At 59.7% G+C, this 18449-nt stretch carries 17 protein-coding genes; 8 read left to right on the top strand and 9 right to left on the bottom strand.

All coding sequences use genetic code 11. From position 1 onward, the window contains the following. Nucleotides 1-307 precede the first annotated feature (307 nt). Entirely contained in the window at nt 308-2119 is a 1812-nt protein-coding gene (gene typA, locus G5195_RS16575) for a translational GTPase TypA (protein WP_005339679.1), read from the bottom strand. A gap of 351 nt (nt 2120-2470) precedes the next feature. Between typA and glnA the strand changes: the two genes are divergently transcribed. From glnA to G5195_RS16545, 6 genes are all read left to right on the top strand, one after another. Continuing rightward, nucleotides 2471-3880, top strand: coding sequence for a glutamate--ammonia ligase (glnA, locus tag G5195_RS16570; RefSeq protein ID WP_005339672.1), 1410 nt, complete (start codon nt 2471-2473; stop codon nt 3878-3880). A 115-nt stretch (nt 3881-3995) separates the two neighbouring features. Further along, nucleotides 3996-4577, top strand: coding sequence for a DUF4124 domain-containing protein (locus G5195_RS16565; protein WP_100647086.1), 582 nt, complete (start codon nt 3996-3998; stop codon nt 4575-4577). Nucleotides 4578-4657: 80 nt separating this feature from the next. Then, on the top strand, nt 4658-5713 hold the full coding sequence (gene glnL, locus G5195_RS16560) for a nitrogen regulation protein NR(II) (protein ID WP_005356202.1): 1056 nt from the start codon (nt 4658-4660) through the stop codon (nt 5711-5713). A 9-nt stretch (nt 5714-5722) separates the two neighbouring features. Next, entirely contained in the window at nt 5723-7141 is a 1419-nt protein-coding gene (gene glnG, locus G5195_RS16555) for a nitrogen regulation protein NR(I) (protein WP_005339666.1), read from the top strand. Between the two features lie 141 nt (nt 7142-7282). Beyond that, complete coding sequence (gene add / locus G5195_RS16550) at nt 7283-8284, top strand: adenosine deaminase (protein ID WP_236095642.1); 1002 nt, start codon at nt 7283-7285, stop codon at nt 8282-8284. A gap of 204 nt (nt 8285-8488) precedes the next feature. Beyond that, nucleotides 8489-8785: a hypothetical protein gene (locus G5195_RS16545; RefSeq protein ID WP_421206314.1), complete on the top strand. Its 297-nt coding sequence runs from the start codon at nt 8489-8491 to the stop codon at nt 8783-8785. 66 nt (nt 8786-8851) lie between these two features. On the opposite strand, the gene rmuC is transcribed toward G5195_RS16545, so the two are convergent. Both rmuC and G5195_RS16535 read right to left on the bottom strand, forming a co-directional pair. Beyond that, nucleotides 8852-10192 carry a DNA recombination protein RmuC gene (gene rmuC / locus G5195_RS16540; protein ID WP_236095644.1) on the bottom strand — a complete coding sequence of 447 codons (1341 nt, stop codon included), beginning with the start codon at nt 10190-10192 and terminating at the stop codon, nt 8852-8854. Then, entirely contained in the window at nt 10189-10404 is a 216-nt protein-coding gene (locus G5195_RS16535; RefSeq protein ID WP_033114762.1) for a hypothetical protein, read from the bottom strand. Before G5195_RS16535 ends, rmuC begins: the two co-directional genes overlap by 4 nt. A gap of 140 nt (nt 10405-10544) precedes the next feature. Between G5195_RS16535 and G5195_RS16530 the strand changes: the two genes are divergently transcribed. Further along, a complete protein-coding gene (locus G5195_RS16530; RefSeq protein ID WP_216952305.1) occupies nt 10545-11066 on the top strand; it encodes a ferredoxin-type protein NapF in 522 nt (173 codons plus the stop codon). A gap of 53 nt (nt 11067-11119) precedes the next feature. On the opposite strand, the gene G5195_RS16525 is transcribed toward G5195_RS16530, so the two are convergent. The 6 genes from G5195_RS16525 to G5195_RS16500 form a co-directional block, all read right to left on the bottom strand. After that, nucleotides 11120-11572 carry an Rrf2 family transcriptional regulator gene (locus tag G5195_RS16525; RefSeq protein ID WP_033114760.1) on the bottom strand — a complete coding sequence of 151 codons (453 nt, stop codon included), beginning with the start codon at nt 11570-11572 and terminating at the stop codon, nt 11120-11122. A 333-nt stretch (nt 11573-11905) separates the two neighbouring features. After that, the gene (locus tag G5195_RS16520; RefSeq protein ID WP_216979891.1) at nt 11906-12745 is read right to left on the bottom strand and encodes a PfkB family carbohydrate kinase; all 840 of its coding nucleotides are present in this window, start codon (nt 12743-12745) and stop codon (nt 11906-11908) included. A gap of 106 nt (nt 12746-12851) precedes the next feature. Further along, nucleotides 12852-13823, bottom strand: a complete 972-nt coding sequence (locus tag G5195_RS16515) for a LysR substrate-binding domain-containing protein (RefSeq protein ID WP_033114758.1) — start codon at nt 13821-13823, stop codon at nt 12852-12854. A 155-nt stretch (nt 13824-13978) separates the two neighbouring features. Further along, nucleotides 13979-14707, bottom strand: coding sequence for a glutamine amidotransferase-related protein (locus G5195_RS16510; protein ID WP_216952309.1), 729 nt, complete (start codon nt 14705-14707; stop codon nt 13979-13981). 86 nt (nt 14708-14793) lie between these two features. Continuing rightward, on the bottom strand, nt 14794-16290 hold the full coding sequence (locus G5195_RS16505; protein WP_421236321.1) for a CoA-acylating methylmalonate-semialdehyde dehydrogenase: 1497 nt from the start codon (nt 16288-16290) through the stop codon (nt 14794-14796). Between the two features lie 81 nt (nt 16291-16371). Next, nucleotides 16372-17703, bottom strand: coding sequence for an aspartate aminotransferase family protein (locus tag G5195_RS16500; RefSeq protein WP_216952313.1), 1332 nt, complete (start codon nt 17701-17703; stop codon nt 16372-16374). 186 nt (nt 17704-17889) lie between these two features. Here G5195_RS16500 and G5195_RS16495 point away from each other — a divergent pair, with 186 nt between their 5' ends. Next, the gene (locus G5195_RS16495) at nt 17890-18432 is read left to right on the top strand and encodes a cupin domain-containing protein (RefSeq protein ID WP_042012327.1); all 543 of its coding nucleotides are present in this window, start codon (nt 17890-17892) and stop codon (nt 18430-18432) included. Nucleotides 18433-18449 lie beyond the last annotated feature (17 nt).

Genomic DNA, 18449 nt, shown 5'->3' with positions numbered 1-18449 from the left:
TGTCCGTTTCACACCTTGTCCCATCGGGTTCTCCATTTATTGGGGGGAAATGTGTAAACCATATTCAGGACGGGACATAAGCAAGCAAAAAGCCGCAGCGTTCACCCGCTGCGGCTTTTTTATCTCGTCCATCCCCACGACTTTCCCTCAACGCTCATCAGCCCCATTACCGGTGGCCTGAACGACCTCATCGGCATGGCCAGAGCGGATCACAAGCATAAAAAAACGGACCCAAACCAGAGGTTTGGGTCCGTTTATCAGTGAGCCGTCAGCGGCCGCGAGGGCTGCCGAGACTCAGCACATGGCATTAACCACGGCCAGAGCGCTTACGATCCAGCTCGGTCAGCAATTTCTTGCGGATACGGATGTTCTTCGGAGTCACTTCTACCAGTTCATCGTTATCGATGAACTCGAGAGCCTGTTCCAGAGTCATGCGGATCGGCGGAGTCAGAACCTGAGCTTCGTCGGTACCGGAGGCACGCATGTTGGTCAGCTGTTTGCCTTTCAGGCAGTTAACAGTCAGGTCGTTGGAACGGGAGTGGATACCTATCACCTGACCTTCGTACACTTCGGTCGCGTGACCGATGAACAGACGACCGCGGTCTTGCAGACCGAACAGGGCGTAGGTCAGGGCCTTACCGGTTGCGTTGGAGATCAGCACGCCGTTCTGACGCTCGCCGATGCTGCCACCCTTGTGCGGACCGTAATGGTCGAAGGTGTGGTAGAGCAGACCGGTACCTGAGGTCATGGTCATGAACTCGGTCTGGAAGCCGATCAGGCCACGGCTCGGGATCATGAAGTCCAGGCGGACACGACCCTTGCCATCTGGGGTCATGTTGGTCATTTCGCCTTTACGCAGACCCAGTTGCTCCATCACGGAACCCTGGTGCGCTTCTTCAACGTCCACAGTCACAGTTTCGAACGGTTCTTGCAGAACACCATCAACAGTACGCAGGATTACTTCCGGACGGGATACCGCCAGCTCGTAACCTTCGCGACGCATGTTTTCGATCAGGATGGAGAGGTGCAGTTCACCACGACCGGATACGCGGAACTTGTCCGGATCATCAGTCTCTTCCACGCGCAGGGCCACGTTGTGGACCAGCTCCTGGTTCAGACGCTCCAGAATGTTGCGGGAGGTCACGAACTTGCCCTCTTTACCGGCGAACGGTGAAGTGTTGACCTGGAAGGTCATGTTCACGGTCGGCTCGTCAACGGAGAGCGGCGGCAGGGCTTCAACGGCACCGTTGTCACAGATGGTGTCGGAGATTTTCAGCTCGCCCAGACCGGTGATAGCGATGATGTCACCCGCTTGCGCGTCGGTAACTTCAGTACGGGACAGACCCAGGTAGCCGAGCACCTGACCGACTTTACCATTACGGGTCTTGCCGTCAGCACCAACGATGGTGACTTGCTGGTTGGTCTTGACGCGACCACGGGTGATACGGCCGATACCGATAACGCCCACGTAGGAGTTGTAGTCCAGCTGGGAGATCTGCATCTGGAAACCACCTTCGGCATCAGCCTTCGGCGCTTCAACGTTGTCAACGATGGCCTGGAACAGCGGCTCCATGTTTTCGGACTCGACGTCCTGATCCATGGTGGCCCAACCGTTCAGTGCAGAGGCGTAAACAACTTTGAAATCCAGCTGTTCGTCAGTCGCGCCCAGGTTGTCGAACAGGTCGAATACCTGATCCATTACCCAGTCAGGACGAGCACCCGGACGGTCAACCTTGTTGATGACCACGATCGGCTTCAGACCCTGAGCGAACGCTTTCTGGGTCACGAAACGGGTTTGCGGCATCGGGCCGTCTACGGCGTCAACCAGCAGCAGCACGGAGTCAACCATGGACAGTACGCGCTCTACTTCACCACCGAAGTCGGCGTGACCCGGGGTATCAACGATGTTGATGCGGTAGTCATTCCAGCGGATCGCAGTGTTCTTGGCGAGAATGGTGATGCCACGTTCCCGTTCCAGATCATTGGAGTCCATGATCCGTTCCTGGCCTTCCGTGGAGCGGTCCAGGGTGCCGGACTGCTGCAGCAGCTTATCAACCAGAGTCGTTTTGCCGTGGTCAACGTGCGCAATAATCGCAATATTGCGTAAATTCTCTAACATTCTCGCCTCAATCACCGGGTAAAATTGGGCGCTAATTGTACTCTTGCCTTTGTGATCTGCCTAGCAGAATTGCAGTACATTCGCGCATAACAACAGATCTGGATCATAGACCTCTCTGACAAACCCTGCTTAGATGGGCGGTGACCGTATTTCGCGCACCATTACAGTGCACCAAAACGATCCGCCATCGCACTAAATTGATGCAACGCGAGTCGAGATCGCCTGATTTTGGGGAGCCTCTTCAGCGAGATTGCCCTGAAATCAAGCTGTCACAAACTTGGCACGATACTGGCTTATGTGAATACGACGACGCATTCACCCAGAGAGTTTTAACACCGGAGGTTACTTAGCATGTCAGCCCAGAACGTTTTGGCCCTGATCCAGGAACACGAAGTCAAGTTTGTTGATCTGCGCTTTACCGACACCAAGGGTAAAGAGCAGCATGTATCCATCCCTGCTCACCAGGTTGATGAAGATTTCTTCGAAGACGGCAAGATGTTCGATGGTTCCTCCATCGGCGGCTGGAAGGGCATCAACGAATCCGACATGGTACTGATGCCGGACGCAGCCTCCGCCAAGCTGGACCCGTTCACCGAAGAGACCACCCTGAACATCGTTTGTGACGTACTGGAGCCTGCCACCATGCAGGGCTACGACCGCGATCCGCGCTCCATCGCCAAGCGTGCAGAAGATTTCCTGAAGTCCAGCGGCATCGCTGACACCGTGCTGTTCGGGCCGGAGCCGGAATTCTTCATGTTCGACAACATCACCTTCTCTAACACCATGGGCCACAGCTTCGTGAAAATCGAATCTGAAGAAGCCGCATGGAACTCCGGCACTGCCTATGAGCATGGCAACAAGGGTCACCGTCCGTTCGTGAAAGGCGGTTACTTCCCGGTTGCACCGGTCGACTCCTCCCAGGATATCCGTGCCGCCATGTGTCTGGTGCTGGAAGAGATGGGCCAGGTCGTTGAAGCTCACCACCACGAAGTGGCCACTGCCGGTCAGAACGAGATCGCTACCCGCTTCAACACTCTTACGCTGAAAGCAGATGAAGTACAGGTACTGAAGTACGTGATCCACAACGTGGCCCACGCCTACAACAAGACCGTCACCTTCATGCCGAAACCCATGTTCGGTGACAACGGCTCCGGCATGCACTGCCACCAGTCTCTGGCCAAGAACGGCGTCAACCTGTTCGCCGGGGACCTGTATGGCGGTCTGTCCGAGATGGCGCTGCACTACATTGGCGGTATCATCAAGCACGCCAAGGCCATCAACGCCTTCGCCAACCCGACCACCAACTCCTACAAGCGTCTGGTTCCGGGTTATGAAGCACCGGTCATGCTGGCCTACTCTGCCCGCAACCGTTCTGCCTCCATCCGTATCCCGGTGGTACCGAGCCCGAAAGCTCGTCGTATCGAAGTGCGCTTCCCGGATCCGGCTGCCAACCCGTACCTGGCCTTCGCAGCCCAGCTGATGGCCGGTCTGGACGGTATCATCAACAAGATCCATCCGGGCGATGCCATGGACAAGAACTTGTACGACCTGCCGCCGGAAGAGGCTGCAGAAGTGCCGACCGTTGCTGGCTCTCTGGACGAAGCCCTGGCAGCTCTGGATGCTGACCGCGAGTTCCTGACCCGTGGCGGCGTGTTCAGCGATGACTTCATCAACTCCTATCTGGAACTGAAACAGCAGGATGTTGACCGTGTGCGCATGACCCCGCACCCGCTGGAGTTCGAACTGTACTACTCCGTCTAAGTCGCAGCAGACAGCCCATTTAGATTGGGGCAGCTTGCCGAATCGTGACAAAACCCGCCAGATGGCGGGTTTTTTCTCTGATAGGATTAAGCAAGATACCGTCAAGGAGAGATGGATGAACAAGATACATGGCATAGGAGCAATTACCCTCCTGTTACTGACCTCATTCAGTACTCATGCGGCCAAGGTCTACTCCTGGGTCGATGGCAATGGCATTACCCACTACACGGATGCCCCTCCTCCCGGCAAAAACGTAAAGGAGGTGGATCTGCGGGCTGCTCCCCTGCTGGGTAGCGCCCCCAGCTCGGTACAGGTAGACAACTTCAACAGCCTGACTGGCGCCGATGCCAAGAAGGAGCAGGAGGCGGCCAAACTGGTGATCGAGCTGCTCTCCCCTGAACAGGGCAGCACCCTGCGCGACAACACAGGCAATATCGTCTTTCAGGGTCAAATCAGCCCCAAACCGCCAACCCAGTATGATGTGCGCCTGACTCTGGATGGCAAGGCAGCCCCCATCGTCAGCAACAGCCTCTCTATCCGGGTCGAAAATGTCGATCGCGGTGCCCACGAAGCTCAGCTCGAGCTGCTCGCCAAAGACGGTACGATCCTTGCTAAATCTACACCAGTCACCTTTTACCTGCATAGAGCGACCGTGACTCCGGCTCCCAAACCCACCCCCAAAGCCAACCAAGGGTGATATAGCGCACCGATGCGGGTAAACTCTATGCACCATATCGGTGCATAATAGGTGTGTAGCACCGTTTTAGGGAGAAACCTGTGCCAACCCGCTCGGACAACGCCAAAACACTCTTGGATAATTTGCTGACCGCCGTGATCCTGATGGATGAACGGCTCTGCATCCAATTCGTCAACCCGGCGGCTGAACAGCTGCTCTCCCTCAGTGAACGCCGGCTGATCGGCATCGAACTGCCTCATCTGCTGGAACATATCTCCCTCGATTTGCAACGGCTCAAGCAGTGCCTCGTTTCAGGGCAAGGCTTTACCGATAGCGAAGTGACTCTGGTGGTAGAGGGAGAACCGCGACTGGTGGAGCTGAGCGCTACCCCCATGGCCGACCACGAACAGCGTCTGCTGGTCGTGGAGCTGCGCAAGATCGACCAGCAGAAGAAGATCAGTCAGGAGCAGCAGCAACATGCCCAGCAGCTGGCGGCCAAGGAGCTGGTGCGCGGCCTGGCACACGAAATCAAGAATCCCCTCGGCGGCCTGCGTGGCGCGGCCCAGCTGCTGCAAAAAGAGCTGCCCGACCCGGCGCTGCGCGAATATACCGGCATCATCATCGAACAGGCCGATCGGCTGCGGGTACTGGTCGATCGCCTGCTCGGCCCCCAGCGCCCCGGCCGTCACCAGATGCACAATGTCCATTCGGTACTGGAACAGGTACGCCGACTGGTGGAGCTCGAACTCCCTCCCTCTGTTCGCATCGAGCGGGATTACGATCCCAGCATCCCCGAATTCGAGATGGAGCCGGATCAGCTGCAGCAGGCGTTTCTCAACATAGTGCGCAACGCCGCCGAAGCACTGGGCGATCAGACCGGGCTTATCCGTATCAAGACCCGCACCGCGTTCCAGATCACCATCCACGGCCAGCGCTACCGGCTGGCGGCGGAGATCAAGATCATCGACAACGGCCCCGGCATTCCCGATGCCATTCGCGACACCCTGTTCTACCCCATGATCACCGGCAAGGAGGGGGGAACCGGGCTCGGCCTCTCCATCGCCCAGAACCTGATCGACCAGCACAAGGGGCGGATTGACTGCATCAGCTGGCCGGGTCACACCGAATTCACCATTTTTCTACCGCTTCGCAAGTAAGGGAACCCCATGACCGCCAAAGTGTGGATCGTCGATGACGACAGTTCTATCCGCTGGGTGCTGGAGCGCACTCTCGGCAGCGAAGGCTTCAACTGCGAGAGCTTTGCCGATGGCGAAGCCCTGCTGCACGCCCTTGAGCTGCGATCGCCCGATGTCATCCTCTCCGATATCCGGATGCCCGGCATCGATGGTTTGAGCCTGCTGGAGCAGATCCACCGCCGTCAGGCCGATCTGCCCATCATCATCATGACCGCCCACTCGGATCTCGACAGCGCGGTCAACGCCTACCAGCGCGGCGCCTTCGAGTACCTGCCCAAACCGTTCGACATCGACGAAGCCGTGACCCTGGTGCGCCGCGCCGAGAATCATCTCAAGGAGCAGCGCACCAAACGCAAGTCTCGTCAGCAAGAAGCCACCGCCACTCCCGAAATCATCGGTGAGGCACCGGCGATGCAGGAGGTGTTCCGCGCCATAGGCCGCCTGTCACGCTCCAGCATCTCGGTGCTGATCAACGGTCAGAGCGGTACCGGCAAGGAGCTGGTCGCCCACGCCCTGCACAAGCACAGCCCGCGCGCCCACAAGAACTTTATCGCCCTCAACATGGCGGCTATCCCGAAAGATCTCATCGAATCCGAGCTGTTCGGTCACGAGAAGGGGGCCTTCACCGGCGCCAACAACATCCGCCACGGCCGCTTCGAGCAGGCCGACGGTGGCACCCTGTTTCTCGACGAGATCGGTGACATGCCGCTGGATGTGCAGACTCGGCTGCTGCGGGTCTTGGCCGATGGCCAGTTCTACCGGGTCGGTGGCCACCAGCCGGTGCAGGTGGATGTACGGATCATCGCCGCCACCCACCAGAATCTGGAGAAACGGGTCGCCGATGGCGAGTTTCGCGAGGATCTGTTCCACCGTCTCAACGTCATCCGCATCCACATCCCCGCCCTCAAGGAGCGCCGTGAGGACATCCCCCAGCTGGCACGTCACTTCCTGCTGCGCGCCGCCAAAGAGCTGAACGTCGAGGCCAAGAGCCTGCACCCGGATACCCAGGCCTATATCAGCCGCCTGCCCTGGCCGGGCAACGTGCGCCAGCTGGAGAACGTCTGCCGCTGGCTTACCGTGATGGCCTCGGGGCAAGAAGTGCTGGTCGGCGACCTGCCTGCCGAGCTGCTCACTCCCATCACCCACAACGCCGAACCGGGCCAACCGGCGTTGCCCGGTTGCTGGCAGCAACAGTTGCAAGAGTGGGTGGCCAGCAAGCTGGCGCTGGGAGAGACAGACATCCTGGCAGATGCCATGCCTCAGTTCGAACGGATCATGCTGGAAACGGCGCTGGAACACACCCACGGCCACAAGCAGGAGGCGGCGCGCCTGCTCGGTTGGGGTCGCAACACCCTGACCCGCAAGCTGAAGGAACTCGATCTCTCCTGAGTCCCGGGGAAAAACGATTCCCATCACGCCCTGACAAATCACCGCCCGCCAGAACCCCGTTTAACGATAAACGGGGTATCTTTTTTGAAAGCCCCGCCTAGAATGGCAGGCTTTCAAACCTGACTCGACGAGGGCGCCCCCATGATTGACAGATCTCTCCCCCTGACCGACCTGCACCGCCATCTGGACGGCAACATCCGCCCGCAAACCATCCTCGAGCTGGGTCGCCAACACAACATTCAGTTGCCCGCCTTCGAGCTGGAGGCGCTGCGCCCCCACGTACAGATTGTCGAGAACGAGCCGAGCCTGGTCGCCTTCCTGAAGAAGCTGGACTGGGGTGTTGCCGTGCTGGCCGACTATGATGCCTGCCGCCGGGTCGCCTACGAGAACGTGGAAGATCTGCTGCGCGCCGGTATCGACTATGCCGAACTGCGTTTCAGTCCGGCCTATATGGCGATGGCCCACAAGCTGCACCCGCAGGGCGTGGTAGAAGCCATCATCGACGGCGTGGCCGCGGGCAGCCGCGATTTCGGTATCAAGACCAACCTGATCGGCATCATGAGCCGCACCTTCGGCACCGAGCAGTGCAATCGGGAGCTGGCCGCCTGTCTGGCCCACCGCGACAAGCTGGTCGCCATCGATCTGGCCGGTGACGAGCTGGGTTTCCCGGGGGAACTCTTTGTCGATCACTTCCGTCAGGTGCGCGATGCAGGCATGCGCGTCACCGTACACGCAGGTGAAGCCGCTGGCCCCGAGAGCATGTGGCAAGCCATTCGCGAGCTGGGCGCCGAGCGTATCGGCCACGGCGTCAAAGCGATTCAGGATCCGGCCCTGATGGCCTATCTGGCCGAGCACCGCATCGGCATCGAATCCTGCCTCACCTCCAACGTCCAGACCACCACAGTGGCGAGCCTGACCGAACACCCGATCCGCCAGTTCCTGGCCGCTGGCGTGCTGGCTTGCCTCAACACCGACGATCCGGCGGTGGAAGGGATCGACCTGCCCCACGAATATGAAGTGGCCGCTCCGGCCGCCGGCATGACCGCGAGCGAAATCCGCACCGCCCAGCAGAACGGCCTGACCCTGGCCTTCCTGAGCGATAGCGAGAAAGCCGAGCTGAGCGCCCGCGCCGCCAGCCGCTGATCCACACCGGCACTGCAAATAGAAACGGCCCACTTCGGTGGGCCGTTTCTATTTGCCTGTTACATGGTCAGACATAAAACCAAAAGCCTCACATGACGAATTCGCCAATGAAAAACCATTATAAACAATGAGTTGAGCAATACTCCAAACTCCCTCATTCTAATTGCGTAACCGTGAGGTTACTTCTTACAAAGAGGGTTTTTGATGGATATTACACCAGATATTGTTGGGCACTTCCGCGCTTCGTTTTTCGGTCAATTCGGTAAGGAAGATACATACCCTACCGAGAAAGTTATCTTCGCCTTGCAAGAAGCGAGCTATGAGACAGGGGGTAGCCGTTGGGGGGAATATGGATCGCAGACATTAAAACAACGAGGGATGTTTTATCTCGCAGCTCATATATTGACTCAACCAACCAGTGCAGTTCTAAAAACAACCAGCTTTGGCCAGCAATACCAAAAACTCAGAAGACGAGTGGGAATGGGAGCCATCGCCTGTTAACAAAGTTAAATGGCAAAAGGCCCAAACCGGGGTTGGACCTTTTGCGGATGGCGATGCAGGGAAAAACTACTCCCGCTCCTTGTCGCGTTCCAGCGCGCGCTCAACTAGCGGCTCGGGTAGGCTCTTTGTTACCTCCACCCCCAGCTCGCGGAAACGCTCGACCTGCGCAATCAGGTTGCCACGGCCGTTGACCAGCCGTCCCATCGCCTTGTCGTAGCTCTCCTGCGCCTTGTGCAGGCTGCCGCCCATCTGCTGCATCTCCTCGACAAACAGCCGCAGCTTCTCGTAGAGGCGACCGGCCCGTTCGGCAATCTGGCGGGCATTCTGGTTCTGCCGCTCGTAGCGCCACAGGTTTTCGATGGTGCGCAGAGCCACCATGAGATTGGTGGGGCTCACCAGCAGGATATTGTTGTCGAGACCGTAACGCACCAGCGAGGGATCGGCCTCCATCGCGGTGAGGAAGGCGGGCTCCACCGCCACGAACATCAGCACATAGTCGAGGGTGCGCACCCCGGGCAACTGCTGATAATCCTTGCGGCCCAGCTCGCGGATGTGGTTGCGCACCGAGGCGACGTGCTCCTTGAGCGCCACAGCCTTCTCCAGCTCGTCCCCGGCGTTATACCAGCGCTCGTAGGCGGTCAGCGACACCTTGGCGTCGATGATGATGTCTTTTTCCTGCGGCAGGTGGACAATCACATCGGGCTGGTAGCGCTTGCCCTTCTCCACCTCGATATTGACCTGGGTGTGGTACTCGTGGCCCTCGCGCAGGCCGCATTCGCTGAGGATCCGCGCCAACACCACTTCCCCCCAATTGCCCTGTTGCTTGCTGTCGCCCTTGAGGGCGCGGGTCAGGGCCGCAGCCTCTTCGGTCATACGAGCATTGAGCTCGGCGAGGCGCTCCAGCTCGAACTTGAGGCTGTGGCGCTGGGCCGTCTCCTGGGCGTGGGTCTCCCCCACCTGACGACGAAAGCCCTCGAGCTGCTCCTTGAGTGGCGTGAGCAGCAGATCGAGGCTGCTCTGGTTGAGTTCACGGAAGTTGCCGGAGTTTTGCTCGAAGATCCGGTTGGCAAGGTTCTCGAACTGCTGGCTGAGGCGCTGCTCCGCCTCCTGTTGCAGTTGCAGCTTCTCGGCGGCAGCCAGCCGCTCGCTGCGCAGGGTCGCTTCCGCATCCTTGAGTCGGGCGGTGAGTTTGATGAGCAGGGTCTGCTGCTGATCCAGCTTCTGCTGGCCCTGCATGCGCTCATCCTGCAACTCGTCGAAGCGATCCTGCAACGCTTGATGCCGCTCCTGCGCCAGCATCAGCTCCTGAGCCTGTGCCGTGGCGGCCCGTCGCCCGATCAGCCAGCCAAGCCCGAGGGCCAGCACGGCGGCTGGCAGCAGGATGACCCAGAGCCCGGGCTCGATCATTTACGGCTCCGCTGGCGCAGGAAGAGTTCGAGATAGCGGTTGGCCAGCAGCCAGAGCAGCACGTAGATGAGGTAGGCGGCGAGCACCACCCACTTGTGGCTGTTAACCCCGGTATCGAGCTCGACGAACTCGATGCCCTTGATGCGGCAGTAGCCCCACATCAGCAGGGGAAAGATATAGAGCAGGGACGAACGCCAGAGAAATAGCCACATATGTTTTCATTCAACCACGTAAAAAGACCCGCCTAGCTTACACAAGGGCAACTGCGCTTGCGATCCTGACGGCCGCTATTCTCTGGCCTGCTTCCCGAAACTTCGATAAAATTAACCCCTAATAGGTATCAGGGGCGAGCATGACTCACTATTTCCTCCGTTGGCTGACACAAGGTTGGCAAGCTTCCCGCAAGCCCGCAGTGGTTTGCCATGAAGCGCGCCCGCCATGGGCCATCGAGGAGTCCCAGTACCTCTCCCTCTGCAGCCGCTGTGGCGAGTGTTTCAAGGCCTGCCCGCGCGGTCTGCTCAAACCGGCCACCCAGGAGGAGTACGAGGGGAGCCCCATCGCCGGTACGCCGGTACTCGATCTCGCCTGTGGCCAGTGCAGCTACTGCGGCAGCTGCGCCAGAGCCTGTCCCACCGGCGCCCTCGACCTGCAGCTGGGTCGTCAGGTGCAGACCCGGGTGCAGATTGAAGAGAGCTGTCAGGCACGGCAGGGCTTCTACTGCCTGCTCTGTGAAGATGCCTGTCCCCAGCAGGCAATCAAGGCCACAGCCGATGGCATCAACGTCAACATGGATGCCTGCAATGGCTGCGGCGCCTGCGGCCTCGCCTGTCTGCACGGCGCCATCACCCTGATCCGCCAGCCGGGCAATCGCTGACAAACAAAAGGGGCCATCAGGCCCCTTCTATATCTGTTCTTGCTTCCTGCCCATCAGGCCATCGCCAGAATTGACTCCTGCTCGATGCCCAGCAGATGGCAGAGACGGTTCGGATCGCGCACCGCATCGGCCAGGGTGTACTCACCCAGCACTTCGAGGAAGGCGTTCATGGCGCGGCGCAAAATGCCCTGAATGCGGCAGCCACCGGAGAGACGGCAGTTCTCGCGCTTGCAGTCGACCGGACAGAGCACGTGCTCCATATCCATCACCACATCGCGCAGGTTGATGGAGACCGCGGAGCGACCGAGGCGGATACCGCCATGCTTGCCACGTACCGTCTCGATGTACCCCTTGATGCCGAGCTGGTGCACTATCTTGACCACGTGGTTGCGAGAGATGCCGAAGGTATCGGCCACTTCGGTAATGGTCGACAGGCGATCGCCCGGCTGCACCGCCAGGAAGGTCAGGGTACGCAGGGCGTAGTCGGTAAATCGTGTCAGTTGCATGGTCGCACTTGCCTCTTACTACAAGCCAGGAATCAGGACGACAACATTGAGCTAAGAGGCAGGAGACAACCGGTTTGCCTCTGTTCGCCATTGGTTCGCCAGAGGAGGGGCCTGTCTCTTAATCTGAGTTGCGGAGTGACAAGGTTAAGAGCAGCACAACCGGGTGTCGATGAAGATGCACATAAATCGACACTTTCTTTGATTGATCGCAAACTTGCCGGGTTAGCCCGGCGTTTACCTCCATTCTGGCGGCTAAATTTCCCGAAATTCCTCACCGCCGCACCCAACAGACAAGAGGGGAAATCTCCCTTCGAACAGTGAATAAACGGGGCGTCAGTGCGGCTGTTTCAGCCAGTTTTTCAGCGCGACCGATGGGATGGAGCTCTCGGAGGCGACGGCAAACGCCCCCCAGTCCACCGCGCACTGTAGCGCATCCTTGATCGCCATGCCGCGCGCCAGGCCATGGATCAATCCGCCAGCGAAAGCATCCCCTGCTCCCGTGGTATCGACCACCGAGACTGGCCGCGCGGCGACCCTAATCTGCTCGTCGCCATGGATGGCCACCGCCCCCGCCTTCCCTTCGGTCAACACAAGCCATTCAAGCTGCTCACCCGCCAACTGGCGGGCATGTTGCCAGGGGTCACTTACCTCGCCGAGATCGGAGCGGGAGGCCACCAGCACATGGCAGGGACGGCGCGCTTGGCCGCCCTTGGGATACTGGGCCAACACAAAGCTCTTGCCGAGCATCTGGCGCATATAACTGATGATGGCGGTGCCGGGATAGTTCACGTAGAGGCAGTCGATCCCCTCCTGTGGCAGATCACCGGGCAGATCGGGACGACGGGGACGGCGAAGTATGGTGCGCTCGCCGGTGGAGTCCACCAGGATCAGCAACTCGCCGGTCTCGCCGCCAAAGCGCTCCACATGGCTGCAATCCAGCCCGTAACCGGCCGCCTGCTCCAGCAGCCAGTCGCCGGTCTCGTCCAGCCCGATGCGTGAGGCAATGGTCACCTCGTGACCCGCCCACACCAGCCCGATGCCGGTATTGGCGGCACCACCTCCCAGCCTGCGTCCCTGATCCACGTATTGCAGCCGGGCCCCCGCCACCAGCGGTTCGGAGAGGGAGAGCACATGATCACAGTTGAGATTGGCAAGCAGCAGAATACGTGACATAGAGACCTCGGACGATGGAGATAGCCCAAAAGAGACAGGCTGAACCCCGAGTAGAGCCCAGCCTGACTGAAGAGACAACCGTAAGCGATCGGTAATCCGATCGGGATCAATAGATGGGCAGTTCCACCCCGGCCAGCAGCTCGTCGATGCGCGCCTGGGTCGGTTGTTGCATCACGCTCTGGATCACCTCCTTGGTGAGGTGAGGCGAGAAAGAGCTGATGAAGTCATACATGTAGTTCTGCAGCAGAATGCTCTTGCTGAAGCAGATTTGGGCCGGACAGGGCTTGAACAGGTGCTCCAGATTGATGGAGACCAGCCCGGGGCTGTCGGTGTCGTTGGCCACCAGCGAGGAGATGATGCCGATGCCAAAGCCCAGCTCCACATAGCGCTTGATCACTCCGGCATCCATTACCGTCATGTAGTAGCTCGGGGTCAGCCCCGCCGCCTGAAACACCTCATCCTGCACCTGCCGACCGGTGGCACCGCTCTCGTAACTGAGGATGGGGTAGTGGCAGAGCTGCTCCAGGGTCGGCTTCTTCACCTTGGCCAGCGGGTGATCCTGCGGCACCACCAGCGAGAGGGTCCAGAGGTAGGCGGGCAGCGCGATCAGCTCCTTGTCGAAGCCAATTTCGTGGGCAACGATGGAAAAATCGGAGTAACCCTTGCTGATCTGCTCCTTGCTCGCCGACATCACCGGATGGAGGTGGAACGAGATTTTGGGGTACTTCTTGGTGAAGTAGGTAACCGACTTGGGCAGCAGATAGCGGGCGATAGTGTGGGTAGTGTGAATGTTGAGGGTGCCCACGGTCGGATCCAGATACTCACGGGAGATCGCCTTTATCTTGCTCTCGATGTTGAGCATCGCCTCGGCACACTTGATGATCTCCTCGCCCACCGGGGTGATGCGGTGCAGATGCTTGCCACGGCGCTCGAAGATCCGCACTCCCAGCTCGCTCTCCAGCAGGCCGATCTGCTTGCTGACCCCGGGCTGGCTGGTATAGAGCGCATCGGACGCCACCGAGACGTTGAGGTTGTGGTCCCGGATCGCGATCAAGTACTTCAATTGCTGTAGTTTCAAGGCTTCACCCTCTCAAGCTGGTGCGGCGATCACGCCAGACAAACAGGCCGCCACAAAGGGCGGCCAGTGTATCATCCGATCCCGACATCGCAGCGCTTGATCCTTCATTTTGCTACAAAATCTAGCACCCGAAGGGGGTCGCTGACAAACCGGGCTCAGGCTGCGCCGGCCCGCAGCGGCAGGATCCCCAAAAACTGCAGCAACCACTGCATCATGGTGGTCGAATCCACCTCTCCCTCCAGCGAGGAGAGGCTGCTCTGGTAACGCTCGTCGGGTAACAGGCCTCGGCGCCGCTCGATCAGCGCCCGGTTGTACTCCACCGAAAATTCCGGATGTCCCTGAATGGCAACTATGTTGTTCCCCTGCAGGAACATGAAGTTGGGGCAAAAATCGTTGCCCGCCAGCCGGGTCGCTCCGGGGGGCAGCAGGGCCACCTGATCCTGATGACTGGCCAGAATACGGATCTGATCACGAGACGGCGCCATCCAGGGCTCATCAGCCAACATGGGGTGCACCGACACTCCCAGCCCCCACCCCTTGGTAGACTTCACCACCTCGCCCCCCAGCGCCTGGGCGATCACCTGATGACCAAAACAAATCCCGGCCAGCTTGACGTCGGCATCATGGGCCCGACGGATCCAGCCACGCAACGCCTTGATCCAAGGGATATCGCTATAGGCATCGTGGCGCGAGCCGGTGATGAGCCAGGCATCGCACTCGTGCAGATCCTCCGGCAGCTCCCCATCGATGGCTGACCAGACCCGAAACTCCAGCTCGGGTGCCAGCGGCTGAAACCCCCTGATAAACATCTCGGAGTAGACGGGGCCAAAACGATCCGCCAGATCGGGATCCAGCCGGTCACAATCGAGAATTCCCAATCGCATCTGTTGCTCCTTTACAGAAGTGCCCCCGCAGACCAGCGATCTGCGGGGGCAAGAGAATTAAATCATGGTGGTGAGCCCTGGGCTCATCACTTCATGGTTGGCATGGAGAATTCGGCACCACTGCGCAGGCTCTGGGGCCAGCGCGCCGTCACCGTCTTCATCCGGGTATAAAAGCGAACCCCATCCGGCCCGTGCATGTTGAGCGGCCCGAAGATGGAGCGCTTCCAGCCGCCAAAGCTGTGAAACGCCATCGGCACCGGAATGGGAACGTTCACCCCTACCATACCGACCTGTACCCGCGCCGTGAAGTCCCGCGCGGTGTCGCCGTCGCAGGTAAAGATGGCGGTGCCATTGCCGTACTCATGTTCATTGATGAGTCGCAGCGCCGTCTCGTAGTCCGGCACCCGCACGATGGAGAGCACGGGGCCGAAGATCTCCTCGCGATAGATGCGCATCTCGGGGGTCACCTCGTCAAACAGGCAGCCACCGATAAAGTAACCCTCGTCGTGGCTCAGCGTGCGACCATCGACTCGCAGCGCGGCCCCTTCGGCCACCCCCTGATCCACATAACCGCGCACCTTGGCCAGATGCTCCTTGCTGATAAGCGGCCCCATCTCGTTTTCCGGGCTCTGGCCCAGCCCCGGGCCCACCCGCAGCTTCTCAACGAGCGGTTTCAGTTTGGCTACCAAGGCATCGGCGGTCTCGTCACCCACTACCACGGCTACCGAAATGGCCATGCAGCGCTCGCCCGCCGCCCCATAAGCAGCCCCCATCAGAGCTGAGACCGCCTGATCGAGATCAGCATCCGGCATCACCACCATATGGTTCTTGGCGCCGCCCAGCGCCTGCACTCGCTTGCCGTGGGCCGAGGCGGTGGCATAGATGTACTGGGCGATGGGGGTGGAGCCGACAAACGACACGGCGCCGACCCGCGGGTCGGTCAGCAGCACGTCCACCACCTCCTTGTCACCGTTCACCACGTTGAGCACGCCGTCCGGCAGACCGGCCTCCTTGAGCAGCTCGGCCATCCGCAGCGAGAGAGAGGGATCCTTCTCGGAGGGTTTGAGAATGAAGGTGTTGCCGCAGGCAATCGCGACCGGGAACATCCAGAGCGGCACCATGGCCGGGAAGTTGAACGGGGTGATGCCGGCGCAAACCCCGACCGGCTGCATCATGGAGTAGCTGTCTACCCCGCGACCGACGTTGAGGGAGTACTCCCCCTTGAGCAGATGGGGAATGCCGCAGGCAAACTCCACTACCTCCAGCCCGCGGGTCAGCTCACCCTGCGCATCGGAGAAGACTTTGCCGTGCTCGCGGCTGATGAGCTCGGCCAGCTCGTCCCTGTGCTGCTCCATCAACTCTTTGAAGCGGAAAAAGACCCGAGCCCGCACCAGCGGCGGGGTTTGCGACCAGTCGGCAAAGGCACGCTCGGCGATGGCGATCGCCTCCTGACACTCGGCGGCGCTGGAAAGCCCAACGCTCCCCTGCTGCTTGCCGCAGGCTGGGTTGAAGATGGCGCCCTGGCGCTCGCTACGACTCTCCTGCGGCTGGCCGTTGATGAAGTTGCTGACCCTGTATGTCATGTATCCTCCGTGATAATTGATGTGGTGATTGCGCTGAACAAGACAACGCAAGGCCCCGCCAGCGCGGGGCCATCAAATGGGTTAGGGTTGTGCCTGCAGGGCATCCTGCAGCAGGGTGAAGAGATCATCGATCTGGCTGCGCTCGATGATGAGGGGTGGCGACAGGGCGATGATGTCGCCGGTCACCCTGATCAGCGCCCCCTTCTCGAAGCAGCGGACAAACACCTCATAGGCGCGCTTGCCCGGCGCATCCGGCATGGATTCAAGTTCGATACCGGCCACCAGCCCGTAGTTGCGCACATCCTTCACATGCTTGCAGCCCTTCAGCGAATGGGCCGCCTCCTCCCAGTAGCCCGCCAGATCCGCGGCGCGGCTAAGCAGGTTCTCGTTGCGATAGATCTCGAGGGTCGCCAGACCCGCAGCAGCAGCCACCGGATGACCGGAATAGGTGTAGCCGTGGAACAGCTCGATAGCCCCCTTACCTGCCGCCATCATGTCGTCATAAATATGCTTTTGCACCAGCACAGCTCCCATGGGGATAGCGCCGTTGGTGAGCCCCTTGGCGCAGGTGATCATGTCGGGGATGACATCGAACTCCTGCGCGGCGAAGGGAGAGCCAAGGCGACCGAAACCGGTGATCACCTCGTCAAAAATCAGCAGGATGCCGTGTTTGGTGCAGATCTCCCGCAGCCGCTTGAGGTAGCCTTTGGGCGGCATCAGCACGCCGGTACTGCCGGCGATGGGTTCGACGATCACCGCCGCTATGTTGCTGGCATCGTGCAGAAAAACGATCTTCTCCAGCTCGTCGGCCAGCGCCACATCCTCCTCAGGCAACCCTTTGGTGAAGGCATTTTTGGCGATGTTGAGGGTATGGGGCAAATGATCCACCCCGGTCAGCAGGGAGCCAAACCACTTGCGATTGCCAGGAATGCCCCCCACCGAGATGCCGCCAAAGCCAACCCCGTGATAACCCCGCTCGCGACCAATCAGCCGGGTGCGGGTGCCCTGACCGCGAGCCCGCTGCCAGGCCAGTGCGATTTTGAGCGCGGTATCAACCGACTCTGAGCCGGAGTTGGTATAGAAGACATGGCCAAAGCCCTGGGGAGCGATCTCCACCAGCCGGTTGGCCAGCTCGAACGGCAACGGGTGGCCCATCTGGAAAGTGGGGGCGAAATCGAGGTGGGAAATCTGCTGGGAGACCGCCTCGGCAATCTCGCGCCGACCATGGCCCGCGTTGCAACACCAGAGTCCGGCAGTGCCATCCAGTATCTTGCGGCCATCCTCTGAGTGATAATACATCCCCTCCGCCGACTTCAGGATGCGCGGCGCCGCCTTGAACTGCTGGTTGGCGGTGAACGGCATCCAGAAGGCGGACATGTCGGAGGGAGTATTGATGTCGCTGATCGGTTTCATGGTCACCTCATCCTTAAGGTGTTTAGCAACTATTGGCCATTGCCTATTAAATTAAACACCTGAATCCATAAAAAAGGGCTCATTATCGCCCTGTCTGATGCCACCCCTAGCTAGATGACTCTACAGGGTGGTATAAGATATTTAACACAAATTTAATAATAGTAAACAGTCAAGGAGTGTCTATCGATGGATATCGGTCACCGTCTCAAGGCGGTTCGCACCAAGGCGGCCCTCTCCCAGCGCGAGCTGGCCAAACGCTCGGGCGTGACCAACGGATTCATCTCCCAGATCGAAAAGAATCAGGTGAGCCCGTCAGTTGCCTCCCTGCGCAAGGTGCTGGAAGGGATCCCCATGTCACTGGCCAGCTTCTTTACTGACGAGACCGAAATGGACTCCGAAGTGATCTTTCGCGCCGCCGATATGCCGGATCTCGGCACTCACCCCATCAGCTACCGGCTGGTGGGCCACAGCCGTGCCAACCGTGCCATCGGCATGTTGCAGGAGGTGCTGCCACCGGGCGCCGACACTGGCGACGACATGCTGAGCCACGAGGGTGAAGAGTGCGGCATCGTTATCAAGGGCGAGGTTGAAGTGACCGTGGGTGAGCAGATCTACCTGCTGACACCGGGGGACGGCTACTACTTCGACAGCCGCACTCCTCACCGTTTTCGCAATGTGGGCGAGCAGGAGTGCGTATTGATTTCGGCCAATACCCCCGCCAGTTTCTAACAGGGTGATAAGGGGTC

Origin of the sequence: Aeromonas sp. 601039, assembly GCF_049174415.1 — a bacterium.
Classification (GTDB): domain Bacteria; phylum Pseudomonadota; class Gammaproteobacteria; order Enterobacterales; family Aeromonadaceae; genus Aeromonas; species Aeromonas veronii_A.
This window is presented reverse-complemented; position numbering and strand designations above follow the sequence as displayed.